This is a genomic window from Natronomonas salina (assembly GCF_013391105.1).
In the GTDB taxonomy this organism is placed as follows: Archaea; Halobacteriota; Halobacteria; order Halobacteriales; family Haloarculaceae; genus Natronomonas; species Natronomonas salina.
This window is the reverse complement of the sequence record NZ_CP058335.1, coordinates 399,958-418,597: the sequence shown is the minus strand read 5'-3', so window position 1 is coordinate 418,597 and position 18,640 is coordinate 399,958. Positions and strand designations below refer to the sequence as shown.

24 protein-coding genes and 2 tRNA genes are annotated in these 18,640 nt (G+C 68.5%); 4 read left to right on the top strand and 22 right to left on the bottom strand.

Translation table 11 applies throughout. The features are described 5' to 3' along the window. Nucleotides 1–227: 227 nt before the first annotated feature. The 3 genes from HWV07_RS02385 to HWV07_RS02375 form a co-directional block, all read right to left on the bottom strand. Nucleotides 228–1,016, bottom strand: coding sequence for a GIDE domain-containing protein (locus HWV07_RS02385; RefSeq protein ID WP_178332765.1), 789 nt, complete (start codon nucleotides 1,014–1,016; stop codon nucleotides 228–230). Nucleotides 1,017–1,124: 108 nt separating this feature from the next. After that, nucleotides 1,125–1,934, bottom strand: a complete 810-nt coding sequence (locus tag HWV07_RS02380; RefSeq protein WP_178332764.1) for an SDR family oxidoreductase — start codon at nucleotides 1,932–1,934, stop codon at nucleotides 1,125–1,127. 27 nt (nucleotides 1,935–1,961) lie between these two features. Then, nucleotides 1,962–3,512, bottom strand: a complete 1,551-nt coding sequence (locus HWV07_RS02375) for a class I adenylate-forming enzyme family protein (RefSeq protein ID WP_178332763.1) — start codon at nucleotides 3,510–3,512, stop codon at nucleotides 1,962–1,964. A gap of 134 nt (nucleotides 3,513–3,646) precedes the next feature. Between HWV07_RS02375 and HWV07_RS02370 the strand changes: the two genes are divergently transcribed. Next, a complete protein-coding gene (locus HWV07_RS02370) occupies nucleotides 3,647–4,780 on the top strand; it encodes an acyl-CoA dehydrogenase family protein (protein WP_178335964.1) in 1,134 nt (377 codons plus the stop codon). Nucleotides 4,781–4,884: 104 nt separating this feature from the next. After that, nucleotides 4,885–6,384 (top strand): class I adenylate-forming enzyme family protein, encoded by a 1,500-nt coding sequence (locus tag HWV07_RS02365; protein ID WP_178332762.1) that lies wholly within the window; start codon nucleotides 4,885–4,887, stop codon nucleotides 6,382–6,384. 138 nt (nucleotides 6,385–6,522) lie between these two features. On the opposite strand, the gene HWV07_RS02360 is transcribed toward HWV07_RS02365, so the two are convergent. The 3 genes from HWV07_RS02360 to HWV07_RS02350 all read right to left on the bottom strand — a co-directional run bounded on the left by HWV07_RS02360 (nucleotide 6,523) and on the right by HWV07_RS02350 (nucleotide 8,592). Next, the gene (locus tag HWV07_RS02360; RefSeq protein ID WP_178332761.1) at nucleotides 6,523–7,254 is read right to left on the bottom strand and encodes an isopentenyl phosphate kinase; all 732 of its coding nucleotides are present in this window, start codon (nucleotides 7,252–7,254) and stop codon (nucleotides 6,523–6,525) included. Next, entirely contained in the window at nucleotides 7,251–8,240 is a 990-nt protein-coding gene (gene mvk / locus HWV07_RS02355) for a mevalonate kinase (RefSeq protein WP_178332760.1), read from the bottom strand. The genes HWV07_RS02360 and mvk overlap by 4 nt, the downstream gene beginning before the upstream one ends. Nucleotides 8,241–8,301: 61 nt before the next feature. Further along, nucleotides 8,302–8,592 (bottom strand): HalOD1 output domain-containing protein, encoded by a 291-nt coding sequence (locus HWV07_RS02350; RefSeq protein ID WP_178332759.1) that lies wholly within the window; start codon nucleotides 8,590–8,592, stop codon nucleotides 8,302–8,304. 107 nt (nucleotides 8,593–8,699) lie between these two features. Between HWV07_RS02350 and HWV07_RS02345 the strand changes: the two genes are divergently transcribed. Further along, on the top strand, nucleotides 8,700–9,242 hold the full coding sequence (locus tag HWV07_RS02345; RefSeq protein WP_178332758.1) for an NUDIX domain-containing protein: 543 nt from the start codon (nucleotides 8,700–8,702) through the stop codon (nucleotides 9,240–9,242). A 20-nt stretch (nucleotides 9,243–9,262) separates the two neighbouring features. Here the strand turns inward: HWV07_RS02345 and rpsB are convergent, their stop codons facing one another. The 15 genes from rpsB to HWV07_RS02270 all read right to left on the bottom strand — a co-directional run bounded on the left by rpsB (nucleotide 9,263) and on the right by HWV07_RS02270 (nucleotide 16,866). After that, on the bottom strand, nucleotides 9,263–10,099 hold the full coding sequence (rpsB, locus tag HWV07_RS02340) for a 30S ribosomal protein S2 (RefSeq protein ID WP_178332757.1): 837 nt from the start codon (nucleotides 10,097–10,099) through the stop codon (nucleotides 9,263–9,265). Next, complete coding sequence (gene eno / locus HWV07_RS02335) at nucleotides 10,096–11,292, bottom strand: phosphopyruvate hydratase (protein ID WP_178332756.1); 1,197 nt, start codon at nucleotides 11,290–11,292, stop codon at nucleotides 10,096–10,098. The genes rpsB and eno overlap by 4 nt, the downstream gene beginning before the upstream one ends. Continuing rightward, nucleotides 11,293–11,466 carry a DNA-directed RNA polymerase subunit K gene (locus HWV07_RS02330; RefSeq protein ID WP_178332755.1) on the bottom strand — a complete coding sequence of 58 codons (174 nt, stop codon included), beginning with the start codon at nucleotides 11,464–11,466 and terminating at the stop codon, nucleotides 11,293–11,295. Continuing rightward, nucleotides 11,463–11,657: a DNA-directed RNA polymerase subunit N gene (locus HWV07_RS02325; protein ID WP_178332754.1), complete on the bottom strand. Its 195-nt coding sequence runs from the start codon at nucleotides 11,655–11,657 to the stop codon at nucleotides 11,463–11,465. Before HWV07_RS02325 ends, HWV07_RS02330 begins: the two co-directional genes overlap by 4 nt. A 12-nt stretch (nucleotides 11,658–11,669) precedes the next feature. Further along, complete coding sequence (locus HWV07_RS02320; RefSeq protein ID WP_178332753.1) at nucleotides 11,670–12,068, bottom strand: 30S ribosomal protein S9; 399 nt, start codon at nucleotides 12,066–12,068, stop codon at nucleotides 11,670–11,672. Continuing rightward, entirely contained in the window at nucleotides 12,062–12,496 is a 435-nt protein-coding gene (locus HWV07_RS02315) for a 50S ribosomal protein L13 (RefSeq protein ID WP_178332752.1), read from the bottom strand. The genes HWV07_RS02320 and HWV07_RS02315 overlap by 7 nt, the downstream gene beginning before the upstream one ends. After that, complete coding sequence (locus HWV07_RS02310; protein ID WP_178332751.1) at nucleotides 12,493–12,846, bottom strand: 50S ribosomal protein L18e; 354 nt, start codon at nucleotides 12,844–12,846, stop codon at nucleotides 12,493–12,495. Before HWV07_RS02310 ends, HWV07_RS02315 begins: the two co-directional genes overlap by 4 nt. Before the next feature lie 24 nt (nucleotides 12,847–12,870). Beyond that, a tRNA-Leu gene (locus HWV07_RS02305) sits at nucleotides 12,871–12,955 on the bottom strand. Nucleotides 12,956–13,101: 146 nt separating this feature from the next. Further along, a complete protein-coding gene (locus HWV07_RS02300; protein ID WP_178332750.1) occupies nucleotides 13,102–13,845 on the bottom strand; it encodes a DNA-directed RNA polymerase subunit D in 744 nt (247 codons plus the stop codon). A 2-nt stretch (nucleotides 13,846–13,847) separates the two neighbouring features. After that, nucleotides 13,848–14,231 carry a 30S ribosomal protein S11 gene (locus HWV07_RS02295; RefSeq protein ID WP_178332749.1) on the bottom strand — a complete coding sequence of 128 codons (384 nt, stop codon included), beginning with the start codon at nucleotides 14,229–14,231 and terminating at the stop codon, nucleotides 13,848–13,850. Continuing rightward, on the bottom strand, nucleotides 14,232–14,756 hold the full coding sequence (locus tag HWV07_RS02290; protein ID WP_178332748.1) for a 30S ribosomal protein S4: 525 nt from the start codon (nucleotides 14,754–14,756) through the stop codon (nucleotides 14,232–14,234). Continuing rightward, nucleotides 14,756–15,277 (bottom strand): 30S ribosomal protein S13, encoded by a 522-nt coding sequence (locus HWV07_RS02285; protein WP_178332747.1) that lies wholly within the window; start codon nucleotides 15,275–15,277, stop codon nucleotides 14,756–14,758. Before HWV07_RS02285 ends, HWV07_RS02290 begins: the two co-directional genes overlap by 1 nt. A gap of 16 nt (nucleotides 15,278–15,293) precedes the next feature. Beyond that, nucleotides 15,294–15,378 (bottom strand) — tRNA-Ser (locus HWV07_RS02280). A gap of 186 nt (nucleotides 15,379–15,564) precedes the next feature. Continuing rightward, nucleotides 15,565–15,819, bottom strand: a complete 255-nt coding sequence (locus HWV07_RS02275) for a DUF7976 family protein (protein WP_178332746.1) — start codon at nucleotides 15,817–15,819, stop codon at nucleotides 15,565–15,567. Nucleotides 15,820–15,822: 3 nt separating this feature from the next. Continuing rightward, the gene (locus tag HWV07_RS02270) at nucleotides 15,823–16,866 is read right to left on the bottom strand and encodes an Mrp/NBP35 family ATP-binding protein (protein ID WP_178332745.1); all 1,044 of its coding nucleotides are present in this window, start codon (nucleotides 16,864–16,866) and stop codon (nucleotides 15,823–15,825) included. Between the two features lie 131 nt (nucleotides 16,867–16,997). On the opposite strand from HWV07_RS02270, the gene moaA reads away from it, so the two are divergent. Then, nucleotides 16,998–17,981, top strand: coding sequence for a GTP 3',8-cyclase MoaA (gene moaA / locus HWV07_RS02265; protein ID WP_178332744.1), 984 nt, complete (start codon nucleotides 16,998–17,000; stop codon nucleotides 17,979–17,981). Here the strand turns inward: moaA and HWV07_RS02260 are convergent. Then, nucleotides 17,978–18,607: a CAP domain-containing protein gene (locus HWV07_RS02260; protein WP_178332743.1), complete on the bottom strand. Its 630-nt coding sequence runs from the start codon at nucleotides 18,605–18,607 to the stop codon at nucleotides 17,978–17,980. The two genes, moaA and HWV07_RS02260, sit on opposite strands and share 4 nt — an antisense overlap. Nucleotides 18,608–18,640: the final 33 nt, after the last annotated feature.

The following is an 18,640-nucleotide window of genomic DNA, read 5'->3' as shown; positions in this document are numbered from 1 at the left end:
GTGACACGGCCGTCTACGACGGACGCCACACCGACGTGCGGTCGGTGGGCCGGCGGTCGGACGCGGCCGGGCGGGCGCGACCTGCGGGGTCGCGCGTTCGCCGCGGCCGGCCGTCTCCCGCCGGCGACTGCCGGTCGCCCACCCGAGCCCGGGGCGACCGTTACTCGGTTACAGAGGGCTTCTCCCTCCTGGTTTAAAAATGGAGCGGGTTCTGCGAGAGGACGGAATCAGCCCGCGAGGAGCGACGCGACGAGCAGCCCGGCGCCGGCGAGCAGGGAGAACCCCGCGATCGTGAGGTAGATCACCGCGTCGCCGCGGTCGGCGAGGAGCTCCGACTCGGGCCGGTCGGCGACGAGGAACAGCTCCGCGTCCGGGTGGCCGTCGTCGGCGCGGGCGACGATCTCGAAGTCGTTTGCGCCGAACGTCTCTGCCCCGACGCGGGTGGCCGTCCCGTGGACGTACACCTGGTCGCCCGGCCGGAGGACCCGCTGGTGGTACTTCCGGTCGCCGACCCGCGTCCCCCAGTCGATCGCCTGGAGGAAGGCGCCCCGCGGTTCGCCGGGCGTGGAGTCGAGGTCGACGAACCGCTGGATGGGGCCGGGCAGCGGCTCGTCGACGCCCACCTCGGTCGTCTCGCGGGGGCCGGAAAGCTCGACGGTCGCCTCGCCCGGGCGGACGAGCACGCGGTCGGTCCCGTCGTCGACGTAGAACGGGGCCGTGATCGTCCCGGCACCCTCGGTCCGCCAGCTCGAGTGCTTCCCTGACTCCTCCCACTCCTCGATCTCCCACTCCACGAGGAGGCAGTCGTCGTCCGAGAAGGGCGTCGGCAAGGGGCCGTCCTCGGTCGGTTCGGCCGTGCCGTAGACCTCCGCCGGTCCGGGGGTCAGCCGCAGCACGTCGGTCGTCTCGACGCCCGCGATCGCGTCACGCTGCCGCCGTCGACGCAGGCCGTAGGCCCCGGCGACGATGCCGACGCCAAGCAGGAACACGCCCGCGAGCGAGCCCACGGTGCTCACGGGCGGTCACCCGTATCGGCTGACGCTCGACTGGGAGGACGGATCACGGGGGCGTACGTGGAGGGCGGCATACCCCGGTGTGGGGTCACCGGGGACAAGAATCCACCGTCAGTACGGCGAGGGCAACAGCAGGTGGCCGCCGTCGACCGGGTAGTAGCTGCCGGTCACGTACGCCGACGCCTTCGAGGCGAGGAACACCGCTAGTGGGACGCAGTCGCCGGGCGTGCCGAACCGGTCGGCCGGCACGTGGTCGAGGATCTGCTCCGGCAGCGCCCCGCCGGCGGCCTCGGTGACGCCCTCGGTCTCGATGATCCCTGGCGCGATCGTGTTCGCCCGGACGTCGTGTTTGGCCCACTCGCTGGCGACGGTCTGCATGAGGTTGTGGATGCCGGCCTTGCCCGCCCCGGAGTGACCGTGGTACGGCGCGCCGTGGATGGAGTTCGTCGCGCCCATCGCGATGATGGAGCCGCCGCCGTTCTCGATCATGTGCTCGCCGACGCTCATCGTACAGAAGGCGGTGCCGTCGAGGATGGTCCCGACGACGGCCCGCCAGCCGTTCGCCGAGAGGTCCTCGAACGGCGTGAGGAAGTTCGCACCGGCGTTGTTGACGAGGACGGTTATCTCGCCGAGCTCGTCGAGGACGGTGTCGCGCATCTCGTCGACCTTCTCCTTGTCCCTGACGTCGACGGTGGTCGCACAGGCCGCCTGGCCCTTCTCCTCGATGGCCGCCGCGACGGGTTCGAGGTGGTCCATGTCGCGGGAGGCGACGGCGACGTCGGCGCCGTGGTCGGCGAAGGCCAGCGCCATCTCCTCGCCGATGCCGGTCCCGCCCCCCGTGACGAGCGCGGTCTCGCCCTCCATGAGGTCGTCGGCGAAGATGTCGGTGCTCGCGGGCGTCTCGGGCCAGTCGTCGGACATGCGAGTGAGTCTCTCCCGGCCCCCACCTTAATCTCCCGCCTCCTCTTGCCGGTCGGTTGATGAGGCGCCGGCCCGGAACTCGTCGCGCAGCGACACCTTGTCGATCTTCCGTGTGGCGGTCTTCGGCAGTTCGTCGAGGAACTCGACGCGCCGCGGCACCTTGTAGTCGGTCAGCCGCTCCCGGCAGTGGGCCTCGACCGCTTCTTCGGTCAGGTTCCCGTCGGTGACGACGATCGCGGTGACCGTCTCGCCGAGGCGGTCGTCCGGCGTCCCGATGACCGCCACCTCGACGACCCCGTCGAGTTCGTAGACGACGTCCTCGATCTCCCGCGGGTAGACGTTCTCCCCGCCGGTGATGATCATGTCGTCGATGCGGTCCTCGACGAAGAGGTGGCCGTCCTCGTCCATCCGCGCGACGTCGCCCGAGCGGAGCCAGCGCTTGCCCTCCCGCTGGACGAAGGCCGTCTCGTTCTTCTCGGGCATCCGGAAGTACCCCGGCGTGACCGTGTCGCCGTGCCAAAGCAGTTCGCCCTTCTCGCCGCGGTCGACCGGCTCGCCGGTCTCGGGATGCTCGATCCGGACGTCGACGACCTCGTAGGCCGGCGGGCCGATGCTGCCGGCCTTCCGGACGTCCTGGCCGGGGCGGTTTATGGCCGCCAGCGGCGTCGTCTCGGTCATCCCGTACCCCTCCAGCAGCGTCACGTCGAAGACCTCCTCGACCGTCTCGATGCGCTCCTTCGGCATCGGCGATCCGCCGACGCCGACGGTCTCCAGCGCCGAGAGGTCGTGGCCCTCGACGCCGTGCTCCAGCAGGTCGATGACCATCGTCGGGATGAAGAAGGCGTACGTCACGCCGCGGGCGGCCATCGTCTCCAGGGCGGTCTCGGGGTCCCACTCCGGCAGGAAGTGGTTCTCGGCGCCGACCGTCAGCATCGGAGTCGTCGTGACGTTCAGCCCCGAGACGTGGAACAGCGGACAGACCGTCAGCGAGACGGTGTGCCGGGACCACCCCATCGCCTCGACCAGCCCCCGGGCGTTGGTCTGGAGGTTCCGGTGGGTGTGTTGCACGCCCTTCGGTCTGCCCGTCGTCCCGCTGGTGTACACCAGTTCCGCCAGTTCGTCCTCCTTCCGGGGATGGGGATCGTACTCCGTCGACGCCGCCCCGACGAGTTCGCGGTAGCCGTGCCCCCTGTCGCCGTCGGCGACGATGAGGTGTTCCAGGGAGGGGACGTCGAGGTCGGCGATGGCGTCCTCGAACCGGCCGTGCGTGACCGCGGCGACGGCCTCCGAGTCCTCGAGGACGTACTGGACCTCCTCGCCCTGGAAGCGCATGTTGATCGGGAACGGGATCGCGCCGCGCTTCATCGCGCCCAAGTACGACGTCATGAACGCGACGCTGTTCGGGAGGTACAGCGCGACCCGGTCGCCCGCGTCGACGCCGAGGTCCTCGAGGGCGTTCGCGACGGCGTTCGTCTCGGCGGACAGTTCCGCGAACGTCACCTCGCGGGTCGGGTCGGTCATCGCGAGTCGGTCCGGGTCGTTCCGCGCCATCGTGTCCGCGTAGGTCGCGAAATTCATGGTCACGCCATAACATACCATGCTATTCAGTGTTTTCCCGCTCCCGCTGTCACGTCCGCCGGAGACTGCTGAAACGACAAACTCGTTTTTCGTTCCAGCAGACATATGGTACCCTGGGGCAAGGGACGCGTATGGTGGACTTCACCTTCAGCCAGGAGGAGCGCGCGATCCGTCAGACCGCCCGGGAGTTCGCGGAGGAGGAGATCGCGCCGGTCGCACGGCATCACGAGGACTCCGGCGAGTGGCCGGAGGAAGTCTGGGAGAAGGCGGTCGACGCCGGCCTCGTCGGCGGCACCATCCCCGAGGAGTACGGCGGCGCCGGCCTCTCGCAGGTCGAGACCTGCCTGTTCATGGAGGAGATCTGCCGCGTCGACGCCGGAATGCTGGCCGCCATCGGGACCGAGTTCGGCACCCGGATGATCCGGGAGTACGGCACCGAGGACCAGAAGGAGTGGATCCTCCGCGGGGTCGCCGAGGGCGAACTCATCGGCGCGCTCGGCAACACCGAACCCGAGCACGGCTCCGACGCGGCCTCCATCGAGACCACCGCCGAGAAAGATGGCGACGAGTACGTCGTGAACGGGGTGAAGACGTTCATCACCCACGGCACCATCGCGGACTACGTGTTGACGATGTGCCGGACCGGCGACGAGGGTCACAGCGGCATCTCGGCACTCATCGTCGAGACCGACCGCGACGGCTTCGAGGTCGAGTCGGAGATCCACAAGCTCGGCTGGAACGCCAGCGAGACCGCCCAGCTCAGGTACGACGACGTCCGCGTCCCCGAGGAGAACCTCGTCGGCTACGAGGACGCCGGCTTCTACCAGCTCATGGAGTTCTTCGAGGAGGAGCGGGTCGGCATCGCCGCCCAGGCGCTCGGCATCGCCCAGGGGTGTCTGGAGGAGACCGTCGACTACGTCACCCAGCGCGAGCAGTTCGACCGCGAACTCCGGGAGTTCCAGGCCGTCCAGCACAAGGTCGCCGACATGGCGATGAAGGTCGAACTCGCGCGACGACTCGTCTACGACGCCGCCGCCCGCGTCGACGACGACGAGAAGCCGACGAAGCTCGCGTCGATGGCGAAGCTCTACGCCAGCGAGATCGCCGAGGAGGTCGCCAGCGACGCCATCCAGCTCCACGGCGGCAACGGCTACACGCGCGACTACCCCGTCGAACGCCACTACCGACACACGAAGATCTACCAGATCGGCGAGGGCGCCAGCGAGATCCAGCGGAACATCATCGCCGGAGAGGTCCTGGACCTCTAACGGACTCGGATTGTCGCCGACAGATTCTCGACGGCGAGACGGTTCTTAACCCGTCCCGTTTTAGCAGGGAACACGCTTATGGCGTGACGAGCATATTCAGGGTCATGAATCTCTACGAGCGATTCGCTCGCCAGGCGCGGAACCGTCCGGAGCGACCCGGCATCCTCGTTCCCGACGGCGAGGACATCACGTACGGCGAACTGGAACGACGTGCGGCCACGGTCGCCGCGTTCCTGGACGATCGGACTGAACCGGGCGATCGCGTCGCGGCCTTCATGCTCGACAACCCGACCGTCGTGGCCGTGGCGCTCGGCGCCTGGCGTGCCGGCTGTGCGTTCACGCCGGTCAACTACCGGTTCGGCCCCGACGAGGTCGCCTACGTCCTCGACGACGTGGACCCCGGGGTGGTCGTCCACGACGCGGTCTTCGCCAGCACGGCATCTGACGCGGCCGAACAGGCCGGGCTCGAGGATGCCCTGGTCCAGGGCCACGCCGGCGAGTTCGTCGACGACGCCTTCGGCGACCCCGACGACGCGCCCGAGACGGTGACACGACTCGACGACGAACCGGCGGTCGTGATGCACACCTCGGGGACGACGGGCGACCCGAAGGGCGTCGTCCAGACGCACCGCAACGTCGGCTCGCAGGTGGACGCCGGCATCGCGACGTACGACGTCACCGCCGAGGACACCGCCGTCGTCTCGGTGCCGCTGTTCCACGTCGGCGGGTTCCACGGGGCGACGCTGATGGGGTTGTTCACCGGCGGCTCCGTCGTGATCCACCCGGCGTGGGGGGCCGCGGAGTGGGCTCGGCTCGTCGAGGCGACCGGCGCGACGATCTCGGGGCTGGTCCCCGCCATGATCGTCGACGTACTCGGGAACGAGGAGGCCCGCGAGTACGACACCTCGTCGCTGCGGATGTGCTTCTACGGCGGGAGTCCGGCCGCCGAGTCCACGCTCGAGGAATTCGGGTCGGCCTTCGACGTCGACGAGCTGTTGAACTACTACGGCCAGACCGAGGCCGCCGGTCTGACCGTCGCCGGGACGCCCGACACCCCACGGACCGAGGGCGCCCTCGGGAGGCCGGTCCCCACCGTGGAGGCGCGAGTGGTAGACCCCGAGACCGGCGAACCCGTACCCGACGGCGAGGACGGAGAGCTGTGGCTCCGCGGCGACAGCGTCATGCCGCGCTACTGGGAGGCACCCGAACGGACGGAACGGGCCTTCGACGGCGATTGGTTCCGCTCCGGGGACGTCGTCCGACGGGAAGACGGCGTCTTCTACTTCGTCGACCGGCTGGACGACATCGTCCTCTCCGGCGGCGAGAAGGTCGCCCCCTCCCGGGTCGAGAGCGTCCTCGCGGAACTCGACGGCGTCGAGGCCGCGGCGGTGTTCGGGACGCCGGACGACCGGCTCGGGGAGGCGGTCACGGCGGCGATCGTCGGCGACGAGTCCCTGACCGCCGAGGACGTCGAGGCGTTCTGCGACGACCACGGTGGACTGGCCGGCTACGAGAAACCCCGCCGCGTCCACTTCGTGGAGTCGTTCCCCCGGACGGGGAGCCAGAAGGTCGACAAGACCGCGCTGGTCGAGCGGTTCGGCTAAGGCGAACAGGCGGTGCGACCAGACCGTCGGGGAAGGCTTGACGGGGACACCCGGCGCGTCGCACCGCGCTCCCGCGTTCCGCGCCGGGGTGGCTCACCGGAGCACGGGCCCTCTGGTCCCGTCCTGGTATATGAACCTTCAGTCGATCCTCGTCCCCGGGTCGCCGCCGGCGACGAAGTCGTCGAGGCCGTCGACGTCGAAGACGTAGGCGGGGGCATCGAGGGCGAGCAGTTCGCGGACCTTCGCGGCCATGCCGCCGGTGACGTCCGTCGCGTCGCTACCGCCGAGGGCGTCGGCGACTGCGTCGAACGATCCGATGTGGTCGAGCACGTTCCCGTCGGCGTCGTAGACGCCCGGCACGGCCGAACAGACCCCGACCCGATCCGCGCCGAGTTCGGCGGCGAGTTCGACGACGAGTTCGTCGCCGGAGAGGATGGTGGCGCCGGCGCCCTCGTGGACCACGACGTCGCCGTGGAGGACCGGGACGAACCCCTCGGCGAGCATGGTCGCCACCTGGCGGGTCGGGAGTTCGAGGCCGCCGTCGCGGTCTCTGGCCGCCGCGGAGAAGGGGTGGACCGGGACAGCAGGCGACCCGGCCTCGGCCAGCGCGTTGACGACCGCCGCGTTCAGTCGCTTCATCGCGCCGTGGATGGCCCGGACGGCGCCGGCATCCCCCGTCCCGTCGGTCGTCGAGACGCCGTGGTCGGCCGCGTGGTGGTGGCCGAAGCTCCCGCCCCCGTGGACCACCACGAGGTCGTCGTCCGTCGCGGCGGCCGCTTCGGCCACCCGTCGCAGGTTCCCCTCGTCGACGGTCTCGGGGTCGTCCTTCCTCGTGACGACGCTGCCGCCGAGTTTCAGTACCGTCGTCATGCTTCCACGCGGACGCCGTCGGTGTCCAGTTCGGCCCGGAACGCCTCCTCGCAGCCGGGGGTGTACTCCAGGGCGGTGAGGGTCTGTTCGGTCCGGTCGAGCGCGACCACGCAGCCGCCGCCGCCGGCGCCGGTGAGCTTCGCGCCGAGGGCGTCGGCCTCCCTGGCGGCCCACACCATCGAGTCCAGCGAGCGGGCGGAGACGCCCAGCGCCGACAGGAGCCCGTGGTTGAAGTCCATGAGGCGGCCGACCTCCTCGACGTCGCCGTCCTCGAGGGCCGCCTCGCCGCTCCGGACGACGTCGCCGATGGCTTCGACGGTGTCCGCCGCGAACCCGTACTCCTCCTTGAGCGTCCGGACGCCGGCGACGAGCTGTCCGGTATCGCCGCTGCCCCCGTCGTAGCCGACGACGAACGGGAGGTTCGGGACGTCCCTGATCTGCCTGCAGTCGTCGCCCTGCACCCGGACCGCCCCGCCCATCGCCGAGCAGAACGTGTCGGCGCGGGAGGCCTGACCCTCCTGTACCTCGTACTCCACCTGGTAGGCGAGGTCGGCGATCTCGGCGGGGTCGAGCTCGACGCCGAGTTCCCGCGTCGCGGCGTCGATGCCCGCGACGACGACCGCTGCCGAGGAGCCCAGCCCGGCCCCCAGGGGGATGTCGCTCTCGATAGTGACGTCGAACCCCGCCGCCGGCGCCTCGGCGGCCTCGCGTGCGCGCTCGATGGCCCCGTCGACGTAGCCCATCGCGGCCTCGACCAGCGGCGTCGGGACGTCGACGTCGGGTCGGTCGTCGGCCTCGCCGCCCCAGGCGACGGTGAAACCGTCGAGCGTCAGGTCGTCCGCGCGGACGCTGACGCGGTCGTCGTCGCGGGCCTCCACGGTCACCCGGGCGCGCCGCTCGATGGCGCAGGGGACCGCCGGCTCGCCGTAGACGACCGCGTGCTCGCCGAAGAGGTACACCTTCCCGGGAGCGCTCGAAGTGGTCATACCCGGGTCTCGGAGCGGCCGCTAAAAAGGGTATCCGAACCCGCCGGTCGCGCCGGCGGGGTCACGCGCGGTTGGGGTCGCCTTCCAGGTCCTGGACTTCGATGACGACGCCGTCGTTGTCCCAGATGACGACGATGGCGTCGTGGGTGGCGAACTCGATCTTGACGGTGTCGCCGTCCCGCTCCTCGCTGAACAGCACGTCCAGGGCGTCCGGGTCGATGCTGTCGTACAGGACGCAGTGGTCCTCGCTGACGTCCCGGCCCTTCACCTCCGAGAGGGCGTTCACGATCGCGGAGCTCAGATCCTCGTCCGCAGCGGGTACGTACTCGGCCGGCTTCACCTGAGACGGCATACTTCGACACGAGGTTTTGACAGGTGAAAAACATGACGGCGAACTCCCACTACAGTGAACCCGGCCCGGGCAGAAACGCACAAACGGCTGGCCCCCCGAGTCGAGGTGTGTCCGCGGAACTCCTCCGGCACGTCAACGGGCTCGTCTCCGACTTCGCCGCCGAGTACGGCGCGGTCGACCTCGTCGGCCGGCGGGTCGACTGCGGGCCCGACGACCGCGACGCCCTGCTGGATGCCTTCGAGACGTTCGGCGTCGTCGGCGGCGCCGGCATCCGCGTCCGCGACGGCGCCGGGCGGACCCTGCTCGTCCGCTACGACGGCGCCGACGGCTGGGTCGACCCCGGCGACGGCCGACGGCCCGGCGAGTCCTACCGCGAGTGCGCCGAACGCGGGGTCCGCGAGACGACCGGGATCGAGGCGACCGTCGACGGCCTCGCGCAGGTCCACCTCCTGTACATGGACGACTGGACCGACCGCGACCCGATTCCGAACCCCTACGTCTCCTTCGAGGGGCGCCTCAGGAACGGGTGCCGGCCTGGCGAGGCGCGCCCGGGAGACGGGGTCGCGGACCTCCGGTGGGCCGAGGAGGTGCCCGCGGAGCTCCTGTACGACGAACTCGCGGAGCTGTCGCTCGGCGGGTCGCGAACGTGAAACGTGAAATCTAAAACGAGCTACAGCTCGGTCTCGAAGTCCTCGAGCGCGTAGGTCGGCTCGGCGCCGCGGCGGTCGAGGGTCTCGTTGGCCAGGAGCCAGTAGATGACCGAGAGGGCCTTCCGCCCCTTGTTGTTCGTCGGGACCACGAGGTCGACGTTCGACGTCGTGTTGTTGGAGTCGCACATCGCGATGACCGGGATGCCGACCGTGATGGCCTCCTTGACGGCCTGACTGTCGCCGATCGGGTCGGTGACGACCACGACGTCCGGCTCGATGTAGCCGTCGTAGTCGGGGTTCGTCAGCGTCCCCGGGATGAAGCGGCCGGTGCGGGCGCGGGCGCCCACCGCGTCGGCGAACTTCTCGGCCGGGAACCGGCCGTACTGGCGGCTCGAGGCCACCAGGATCTGCTCGGGCTGGTAGTCCGAGAGGAACGACGCGGCGGTGCGGATGCGGTCGTCCGTCTGGGAGACGTCCAGCACGTAGAGCCCGTCCGTCCGGACGCGGTGGATGAACCGCTCCATGGACTTCGTCTTCTGCTGGGTCCCGATGTGGACGCCGGCCGCGAGGTAGTCCTCGACCGGGATGAGGAGGTCCGCCTCGTCGTCGGGCATGACGTCCTCGTCGAGGACGGGTTCGTCCTCGTCTTCCTCGGCGTCGGCCTCGGCGGCCTCTTCGTCCGTCTCTGCCGGCGCGGCGGCGTCCTCGGCCGTCGTCCCGGCGGGCTGTTCGTCGTCTTCTGTGGGGTCGGCCTCGGTATCGACGTCCGTCTCGAGTTCCTCGTCGAGCTCGTCTTCGAGCTCCTCGAGTTCCTCGTCGACGTCGGCGGCGTCGTACCCCTCTTCTTCGTTGCTCATGCGTTTGCCTCGATTCGGATGAGTTCGTTCAGCTTCGCGGTGCGCTCGCCGCCGACCGCGCCCGTCTTGATGAACGGAGCGTCGGTCGCGACGGCGAGGTGTGCGATGGTCGTGTCCTCCGTCTCGCCGCTGCGGTGGGAGACCACGGGGTCGTAGCCGTTCTCGACGGCCAGTTCGATGGCGTCGAAGGCGTCCGTCAGCGTCCCGATCTGGTTGGGCTTGACGAGGATGCTGTTGGCCGCACCCTCCCCGATGCCGCGGGCCAGCCGCTCGGTGTTGGTGACGAACAGGTCGTCGCCGCAGATCAGTGTCTCGTCGCCGACCCGGTCGGTCAGCTCCGCGAACGCCTCGTAGTCGTTCTCGTCGAGGGGGTCCTCGACGTAGACGAGGTCGTACTCGTCGACCAGTTCGGCGACGTAGTCGATCTGCTCGTCGGTCGAGCGGGTCTCGTCGCCGTACTGGTAGGCGCCGTCCTCGTACAGTTCGGCGCCGGCGACGTCGAGCCCGAAGCCGATCTCGAAGCCGACCTCGTCGGCGACCGTCTCGACGGCCTCGTCCACGATCTCGAAGGCCTCGCGGTCGTCGATCGACGGCGCCCACGCGCCCTCGTCGCCTTTGGCGGCGGGGACGTCGCGCTCGGCGAGGATGTCGTGGACCTCGCCGTGGATCTGCGCGTTCGCGAAGACCGCGTCGGCCACCGACGGCGCGCCGACCGGCGCCGCCAGGAACTCCTGGATGTGGGTCGCGTCCGCGGCGTGCTCGCCGCCGCCGATGACGTTGCCCAGCGGGATCGGGAAGTTCCGGCCGCGGAACGCGCCGCCGAGGTGCTGGTACAGCGGCGCGCCCAGGACGTCGGCGGCGGCCTTCGCGGCGGCCATCGAGATGGCGACGGCGCTGTTGGCGCCGATCTCCGAGAAGTCCTCGGTGCCGTCGGCGCCGCGGAGCGCCCCGTCGACGCCGCGCTGGTCGCCGGCGTACACCTGCCCTTCGAGCCGCGGCACGGCGAGCTCTCGGGCGTTGGCGATGGCCTCCTCGGCGGGCAGCTCGATGGCCTCGTACTCGCCGGTCGACGCCCCGGAGGGCGCGGCGCCGCGACCGAAGCCGCCCTCCTCCGTCCGGACCTCCGCCTCGACGGTCGGGTTCCCCCGGCTGTCGAGGATGCGGCGGAGCCGGACCTCCGTGATGAGCGTCATCTAGTCGTCACCCCGACGGACCGTGAACGGGAGGACGTCGGCGTCGTACTCCTCGGCGGCGACCAGGATCGGTTCCGTCTGGTCGGTGTCGATGAGCACCGGCGCCCCGTAGGACACCTGCAGCGCTCGCGCGCCGAGGATCCGCGCCTTCTCGTAGCGATTGGAGCCTCTCATTGGTAGGGGGAGACGATGTCGACGAGGTCCTTGTGGGAGACGAGCATCCGCCGGCAGCAGGCGCGCTCCACGCCAAGCTCGTCGAGGACCTCCGCTGGGTCCTCGTCGCCCTCTCGGGCGCGAGCCTTGAACTCCTCCCAGTGCTCGCCGACGACGTTACCGCACGTGAAACACCGGACCGGTACCATCATATCCTGATCACCTCAGCGGTAGGACTTCTGGTAGCGGGCCCGAGCGCCGGGACCGCCCCACTTCTTGGGTTCGGACTGCCGGACGTCGTTGACCAGCAGCGAGCGGTCGAAGGACATGTAGGCGTCCCGGAGCTCCGCGTCGTTGGTGTGCTCGACGAGGCCGCGGGCGATGGCCGTCCGGATGGCGTCCGCCTGCCCGGCGAAGCCGCCGCCGGAGACGGTCACGTCCACGTCGACCTCGTCGCGGAGGTCGTCGGTCGCGATGCGGAACGGTTCGAGCATCTTCAGCTTCGCCTGCTCGGGTTCGATCAGCTCGACGGGTTGGGAGTCGATCCTGACCCGACCGGAGCCGTCGCGGACCGTCGCGCGGGCGACTGCCGTCTTCTTCTTCCCGGACGTGTTGGTTACCATGTGACGTTAGCACCCAGGTCCTCGCTGACGTCTCCCAGCGAGAGGAACTTGATGTTCGACAGCCGATCCAGCGAGGTGTCGTCGAGGACCTCCGCGTCGTCGTAGGGGTTGCCCACGTAGACGCGGACGTTCTCGAAGGCCTCGCGACCGCGGGTCTCCTTGTAGGGGACCATCCCGCGGATGGCGCGCTTGAAGATGCGGTCCGGACGCTTGGGGTAGCGGGGCCCCTTGTCGGAGCCGACCTCGGCGCGCTTGCGGTACACCTCCATGATGTCGTCTTCGCTGCCCGTGATGACGGCGCGCTCGGCGTTGACCACCGCGACGCGCTCGCCGTCGAGGGCGCGCTGTGCGACCTGCGAGGCGACGCGCCCCATGATGCAGTCGCGAGCGTCGACGACGACGTCTGCTTCGAATTCTGCGTAGCTCATCGGATCACCCGTACGTTCGAGCCGTCGGGGTTGTCTTCGAGTGCCTGTTCGAGTTCTATCGCGTCGCCTACCTGGTCGATCTTCGTCTCGGCGGTCGACGAGAAGTCGACGGCCGCGACGGTGACCTCCTTCCGGAGGGCGCCGGACCCGAGAACCTTGCCGGGCACGATCACGGTCTCGTCCTCCTGGGCGTACCGCTCGATGCGGCCCAGGTTGACCTCCGCGTGCGTGCGCCGGGGCTTCTCGAGGCGCTCGGCGACATCGCTCCAGACCTCGCCACCGCCGTTGCGGGCGGTCGACTTCAGGTCGGCGATGAGACTGGTGAGCCTCGGGTTTGTCTTGCTACTCATCGGTTATCTCTCCTGAGAAGTGGATGCAGGGAGCAGGATTTGAACCTGCGGACCTCTACAGGACAGCGCCCTGAACGCTGCGCCGTTGGCCTGACTTGGCTATCCCTGCTCGCAGTGGTGCGTTCTTGGTCCCCACTAAAGCCCCTTTCGGTCCGACAGGTGTCGGCCGTCCCAGCCGGCGAGCGCGCGGCCGCACCGCCGCTCGCGGCAGGGGTGAACGTCGTGGATGGGGTGTGGGGAATCATCTGTGTCTGTCTACAGCTGGACCGCTTCTTCGAGTTCGTCGGCGCGCATCTCGATGGACTCGACGGCCGCGAGGACCAGCTCCTCGACGGGCATCGAACCGTCGCTCTCGACGCTGAAGACGAACGCGTTCGGGACCTCCTCGACCTCGACCTCCTTGCCCGGGTAGCGGTTCGAGAGGTCGTTGTCGAACTCCTCGGCGGGGACGAGCTCGCCGTCGTCCTCGATGACGCCGCGGATGATCTCCGGTTCGTCGTCCTCGAACTCGCCCGTCTCGCCGACGACCTCCACGCGCTGGAGGTGCCGGTAGCCGATGGCGACGCCGCCCTGGTGCTTGGCGTGGTCCTTGCCGCGACCGAGCGTGGCGTCGGCCTCGAGCTCGAGGCGCTGACCCTCCTTGAGGTCGATGATCGGGACGTTCTCCTCGGCCGGCTGGACCTGGTCGTCGCTGGAGACGAGGTCCCCCGAGTAGGCGGTGTCGGGGCCCTCGACGTCGATGGCCAGCGTGACCGTCTCGTCCGGCATGTAGTCGTCCGGGGTCGTCAGCGGGATGAGCCCGAGGCGGAGCGCGATCTGCTCGTCGAACATCACCGACGAGTTCTCGATGACGCGGACGGTGTCGATCGAGAGCGTCGGGACGTCGGCCAGCATCGCCCGGCGGACGCCGTTGGCGAACGCCGGCGTGACGCCGCGGACGAGGAACTTCGCCTCGCGTTCGTCGCGTTCGATGAACTCTACCTCGTAGTCCTCGCTCATGGTCAGAACCCTGCGTTCTTCGGCCCGCGAGTGCCGTCGTGCGGGATGGGGGTCACGTCCTCGATGCGCCCGATCTCGAGGCCGGCGCGAGCCAGCGCACGGATCGTCGCCTGCGCGCCCGGCCCGGGGTTCTTCTGCTGGTTGCCGCCGGGGCCACGGACGCGGACGTGGACGCCGTCGATGCCGGCGTCCTGGACCTCCTCGGCGACGACCTCGGCCATCTGCATGGCCGCGTAGGGCGACGCCTCGTCGCGGTTCTGCTTCACGACCGTGCCGCCGGAGGACTTCGTGATGGTCTCGGCGCCGGTCAGGTCCGTTACGGTGATGATCGTGTTGTTGAACGAGGCATGCACGTGGGCGATGCCCCAGGTGTCGTCGTCTGCCATTTATTGTCCCTCCGCTCGTTCGGGGTGAAGGTCGTCCGCCAGCGGGCTGGTGTCGTCGAACTCGATGTCGTCCTCCTCGCTCACGTCGACCTTGTACGAGGGCGACCCGACGCGGGCGCCGTGGACGGTGACGTGGCCGTGGACGATGAACTGCCGGGCCTGCTTCGGCGTGTTGCCGAGGCCCTTCCGGTAGGCGACCGTCTGGAGGCGGCGCTCGAGGATGTCGGTGACGTCCAGCGACAGGACGTCCGACAGCTGGTCGGCGTCGTCGAGGACGCCGATGCGTCGGAGCCGGGCGAGGAACTCGGAGCCGGCCTCGCCGGCCACCTCCGCGTCACCCTGGGCCTCGCCGAGCAGGCGACGCGCCTCGCGGCGGTAGTCGCGCAGTTCGGACTGGGCGCGCCAGAGCTCTTCCTTCGTCGCGAGCCCGTACCGGGAGACCAGGTCGGCCTCCTCGGAGATGCGCTCGCCCTGGAAGGGGTGGTTCGGCGTCTCGTAGAACTTCGTGTTGTTGCCGAGCGCCATTATTCGTCGTCACCCTCCGCTTCGGCCTCCTCGGCCATGTCCTCCTTGATGGCCTCGACGTTGACACCGATGGTGCCCTCCGTCCGGCCGGTGGACTTCGTCCGCTGACCGCGGACCTTCTGGCCGCGCTTGTGGCGGACGCCGCGGTAGGAGTCGATCATCTTCATGCGGTTGATGTCCTGTCGGCGGGACATCTGGAGGTCGTTGCCGACCTCGTGGGTGGTCTCGCCGGTGAAGTAGTCCCGCTGGTGGTTCGTGAGCCACTCGGGGACTTCGTCGGCGTAGCCCTCCACGAGTTCGATGATCTCGTCGATGTCGTCCTGGTCGAGCTTGCCGAGTACGCTCCGGCGGTCGACGTCAGCTTTCTCCGAGATGATGCGAGCGACGCGCCGACCGATGCCGTTCATGTCGGTCAGCGCCCGCTCGACGCTCTTCGTGCCGTCGAGGTCGGTCTGTCCGATGCGGACGAAGTACTGGATGTCCTCGTCTTCCTCGTCCGCCTGGGGTTCTTCTGCACTCATGTGTGGATTGGATTAGCGTCGTGGCGGGGATTTGAACCCCGGAGGCTGTACGCCACAGAGTTAGCAACCCTGCGCCTTGGGCCATGCTTGGCTACCACGACTCGCGTGCGGGTGTGTATCTTCGCCCTCCCGGACTCGGGGCCGGTGCCCCTACATCGATTGCGTTCTCCCCTACCCAATCCCCGTACTTAAACTAAACGAATGCCGGATGGCGGGTATGACGCCGCGTCGGTGGCGTTCTGGCCGGCTTCCGGCAGACTGAGGTACGACCCGATTTCACGAGGGCTTCAGTCCCGTTCCGGCATCCCGCCGCGCTCCTTCACCCGGAGGATGTTCCGCATGTTCAGGTAGACGTCCTCGGGCGTCGTCTCCTCCTCCGGGTCGTAGAGGTCCGAGACCCGGTGGACCATCGCGGCCACCTGTTCGCTCTGGGAGGACTCCCCGCGGATCTCCGCCGCGACGTCGCGCAGCAGCGCCGCCCGTTCGGGGTCGTCGTCGATCCGCTCCTCGCCCTCGTCGCCTTCGCCGCCCGTATCGGCCATGGCTCACTGCCGTCCGCTGATCTGCCGTCGGCGGACGATCCCCTGCATGTTGGCTGTCTCGTTCGCGAAGTTCCGGAACGCCTCGCCGGTCTCGTCGTCCTCGTCCAGCACGATCGGGGCGCCGGCGTCGCCGCCTTCCCGGACCGACGGGTCCAGCGGGATCTCGCCGAGGAACGGCATCTCCACCTCGTCGGCGAACGCCTTCCCGCCGCCGCTGCCGAAGATGTCGTGGGTGCTGCCGCAGTCCGGGCAGATGAACCCCGACATGTTCTCGACGATGCCGAGGACTGGCGTATCGTGCTTGCCGAACATCCGGAGTCCCTTCCGGGCGTCGTCGATGGCGACCTCCTGCGGCGTCGTGACGATGACCGCCCCCGAGACCGGCACCGACTGGAGGAGGGTCAGCTGCGTGTCGCCGGTCCCCGGTGGCAGGTCGACGACCATGTAGTCGAGGGCGCCCCACTCGACGTCCTCCCACAGCTGGGTGAGGACCTTGTGGACCATCGGACCGCGCCAGATGACCGGGTCGTCCTCGCCGACGAGGAAGTCCATGCTCATCAGCTTCATGCCGTACTTCTCCGGCGGGACGATGGTCTCCTCGCGGGTGGACTTCGGGCGCTCGTCGGCCTCCACCATCCGCGGGACGTTCGGCCCGTAGATGTCGGCGTCGAACAGCCCGACGCGGGCGCCCATCTGCGAGAGCCCGGCGGCGAGGTTCACCGCCACGGTCGACTTGCCGACGCCGCCCTTCCCAGAGGCGACGGCGATGATGTTCTCGACGTCGGGCAGGACCTGCTCGTCGGCCGCGAGTCCCGTGTCGACGCTGGCCGACAGCTCGATATCCAGACCCGTGTCGGCGAGCGCCTCGCGGACCTCGCCGGCCATCGCCGTCTCCGTCGGCGAGTACGGTGCGCCGAGCGCCAGGTCCACGTAGACGGTGTCCTCGTCGACGGTCACGTCGTTGACCAGCCCCAGCGAGACGATGTCGTCCCCCAGATCCGGGTCCTCGACCGCCGAGAGCCGATCGAGGATCTCGTTTTCGTCCATGCTCGGGGGGTAGTGGCCGCCGTCGAAAAGGGTTGTGCTGTCCCGGAGGGCCGCCGGGGCGTAACCACGTCCGGTTACGCGACCGCCCGGTGCGTCGTCGAATTTAAGCGACTGTACCCGAAGGTCCACCCATGCTCGAGGATGGGTTCGGCAGGGAGGTCACCGGCGTCCGCGTCTCGCTCACCGACCGGTGTAACTTCGACTGCGTCTACTGCCACAACGAGGGCCTCGGCGACACCCGCGGCCCCATGGAACCCGCCGACGACGAGATGTCGACCGACGACGTCGTCCGGTTCCTGGAGGTCGCCGCGGAGTTCGACGTCGACTCGGTGAAGTTCACCGGCGGCGAACCGATGCTCCGCGACGACCTCGAGGAGATCGTCCGCCGCACGCCGGACGCCATGGAGACCTCCCTCACCACCAACGGCACCTTCCTCCCCGACCGCGCCGAGGCGCTCGCCGACGCCGGCCTCGAACGGGTCAACGTCTCCCAGGACGCCCTCTCCCCGAAGGCGTTCCGCGAGGTCACGAAGAGCACCGCCTACGAGGACGTCCTCGCCGGCATCGACGCGGCACTCGACGCCGGTCTCGCCCCCGTCAAGCTCAACATGGTCGTCTTCGAGCAGACGGCGGGCTACGTCCCCGAGATGGTCGACCACGTCGCCGAGAACGAGGGACTCCAGCTCCAGCTGATCGAGTACATGCCCGAACTCGCCGGCCGGCCGGAATGGGCCGTCGACATCGACCGCGTCCACGGCTGGCTCGAAGAGCAGGCCGACCGCGTCGAGCACCGCGAGATGCACGACCGCAAGCGGTACTGGGTCAGTCCGGACGACACGGAAGCCACGGAGACTGGGATGGTCGAGATCGTCGACCCCGTCGAGAACCCGACCTTCTGTGCGAACTGCCATCGCGTGCGCGTCACGCACGAAGGGTACCTCAAGGGCTGTCTGAACCGCAACGACGACCTCAAGAGCATGGGCGAGATGACGAAGCCCCAGATTCGCGAAGCGTTCCGGGAGACCGTCGCCGAGCGGGTCCCGTACTACGGTGAGTACCTGGTCCGGGATGGGGACGGCGACTGGGTCTTCAACGAGGAGTACATCGGCGCCTAGGCGTTCGGGTGCTCGCGGCAGAAGTTCTGGGTGACGTAGAGTTCCTTTTGTTCGGTAACGTAGACACCGACGCCAGAAACATGGTAATATTCACTTAATTGAGTGGAATTATGGGGCGTAGAATTCGACCAGCTCGACACAACCTCTCGAGCGATTTTATTAGTATCGTTCGTTGTGAATGATTCCCACTCGACGATATTTTCGTTTGGATTTTCACACCCTTCGTATTTCTCATGTCTACCGGGGGGCGAGAGTCCATCAGGATTGGTATGGTCGAAGAATCCTCGTTTCGCCATGTCTGCGCTATGCATTCGCGATATTAGACGAACACGTTCTGAGTGTACGAATGGGTCTCGTCCATGTGCCTTCCGTAGCTCGTTAACTCTCTCGAAGATCCGCATCTCAAGTGCATAACCGTCTATCGATGAGCGTTCTGACGAGGTGATATTTGGCACTCCCGATGCATCCTGTTCGGCGTCCGTAACAGGATCTTTAGAGAGATCGATTATTCCGGACGAGACAGAGAAAGTGATCAAGAGAAAGCCAACAGCTGATACCAGAATGCATGCTGAAATAGCAAACCTCACTCCTTTCCTCCAGTTAACCTGTTTGTCCGTTCTCGCCATCAGTCAAACCCTCCCCTTCGCTATTGGAACCGG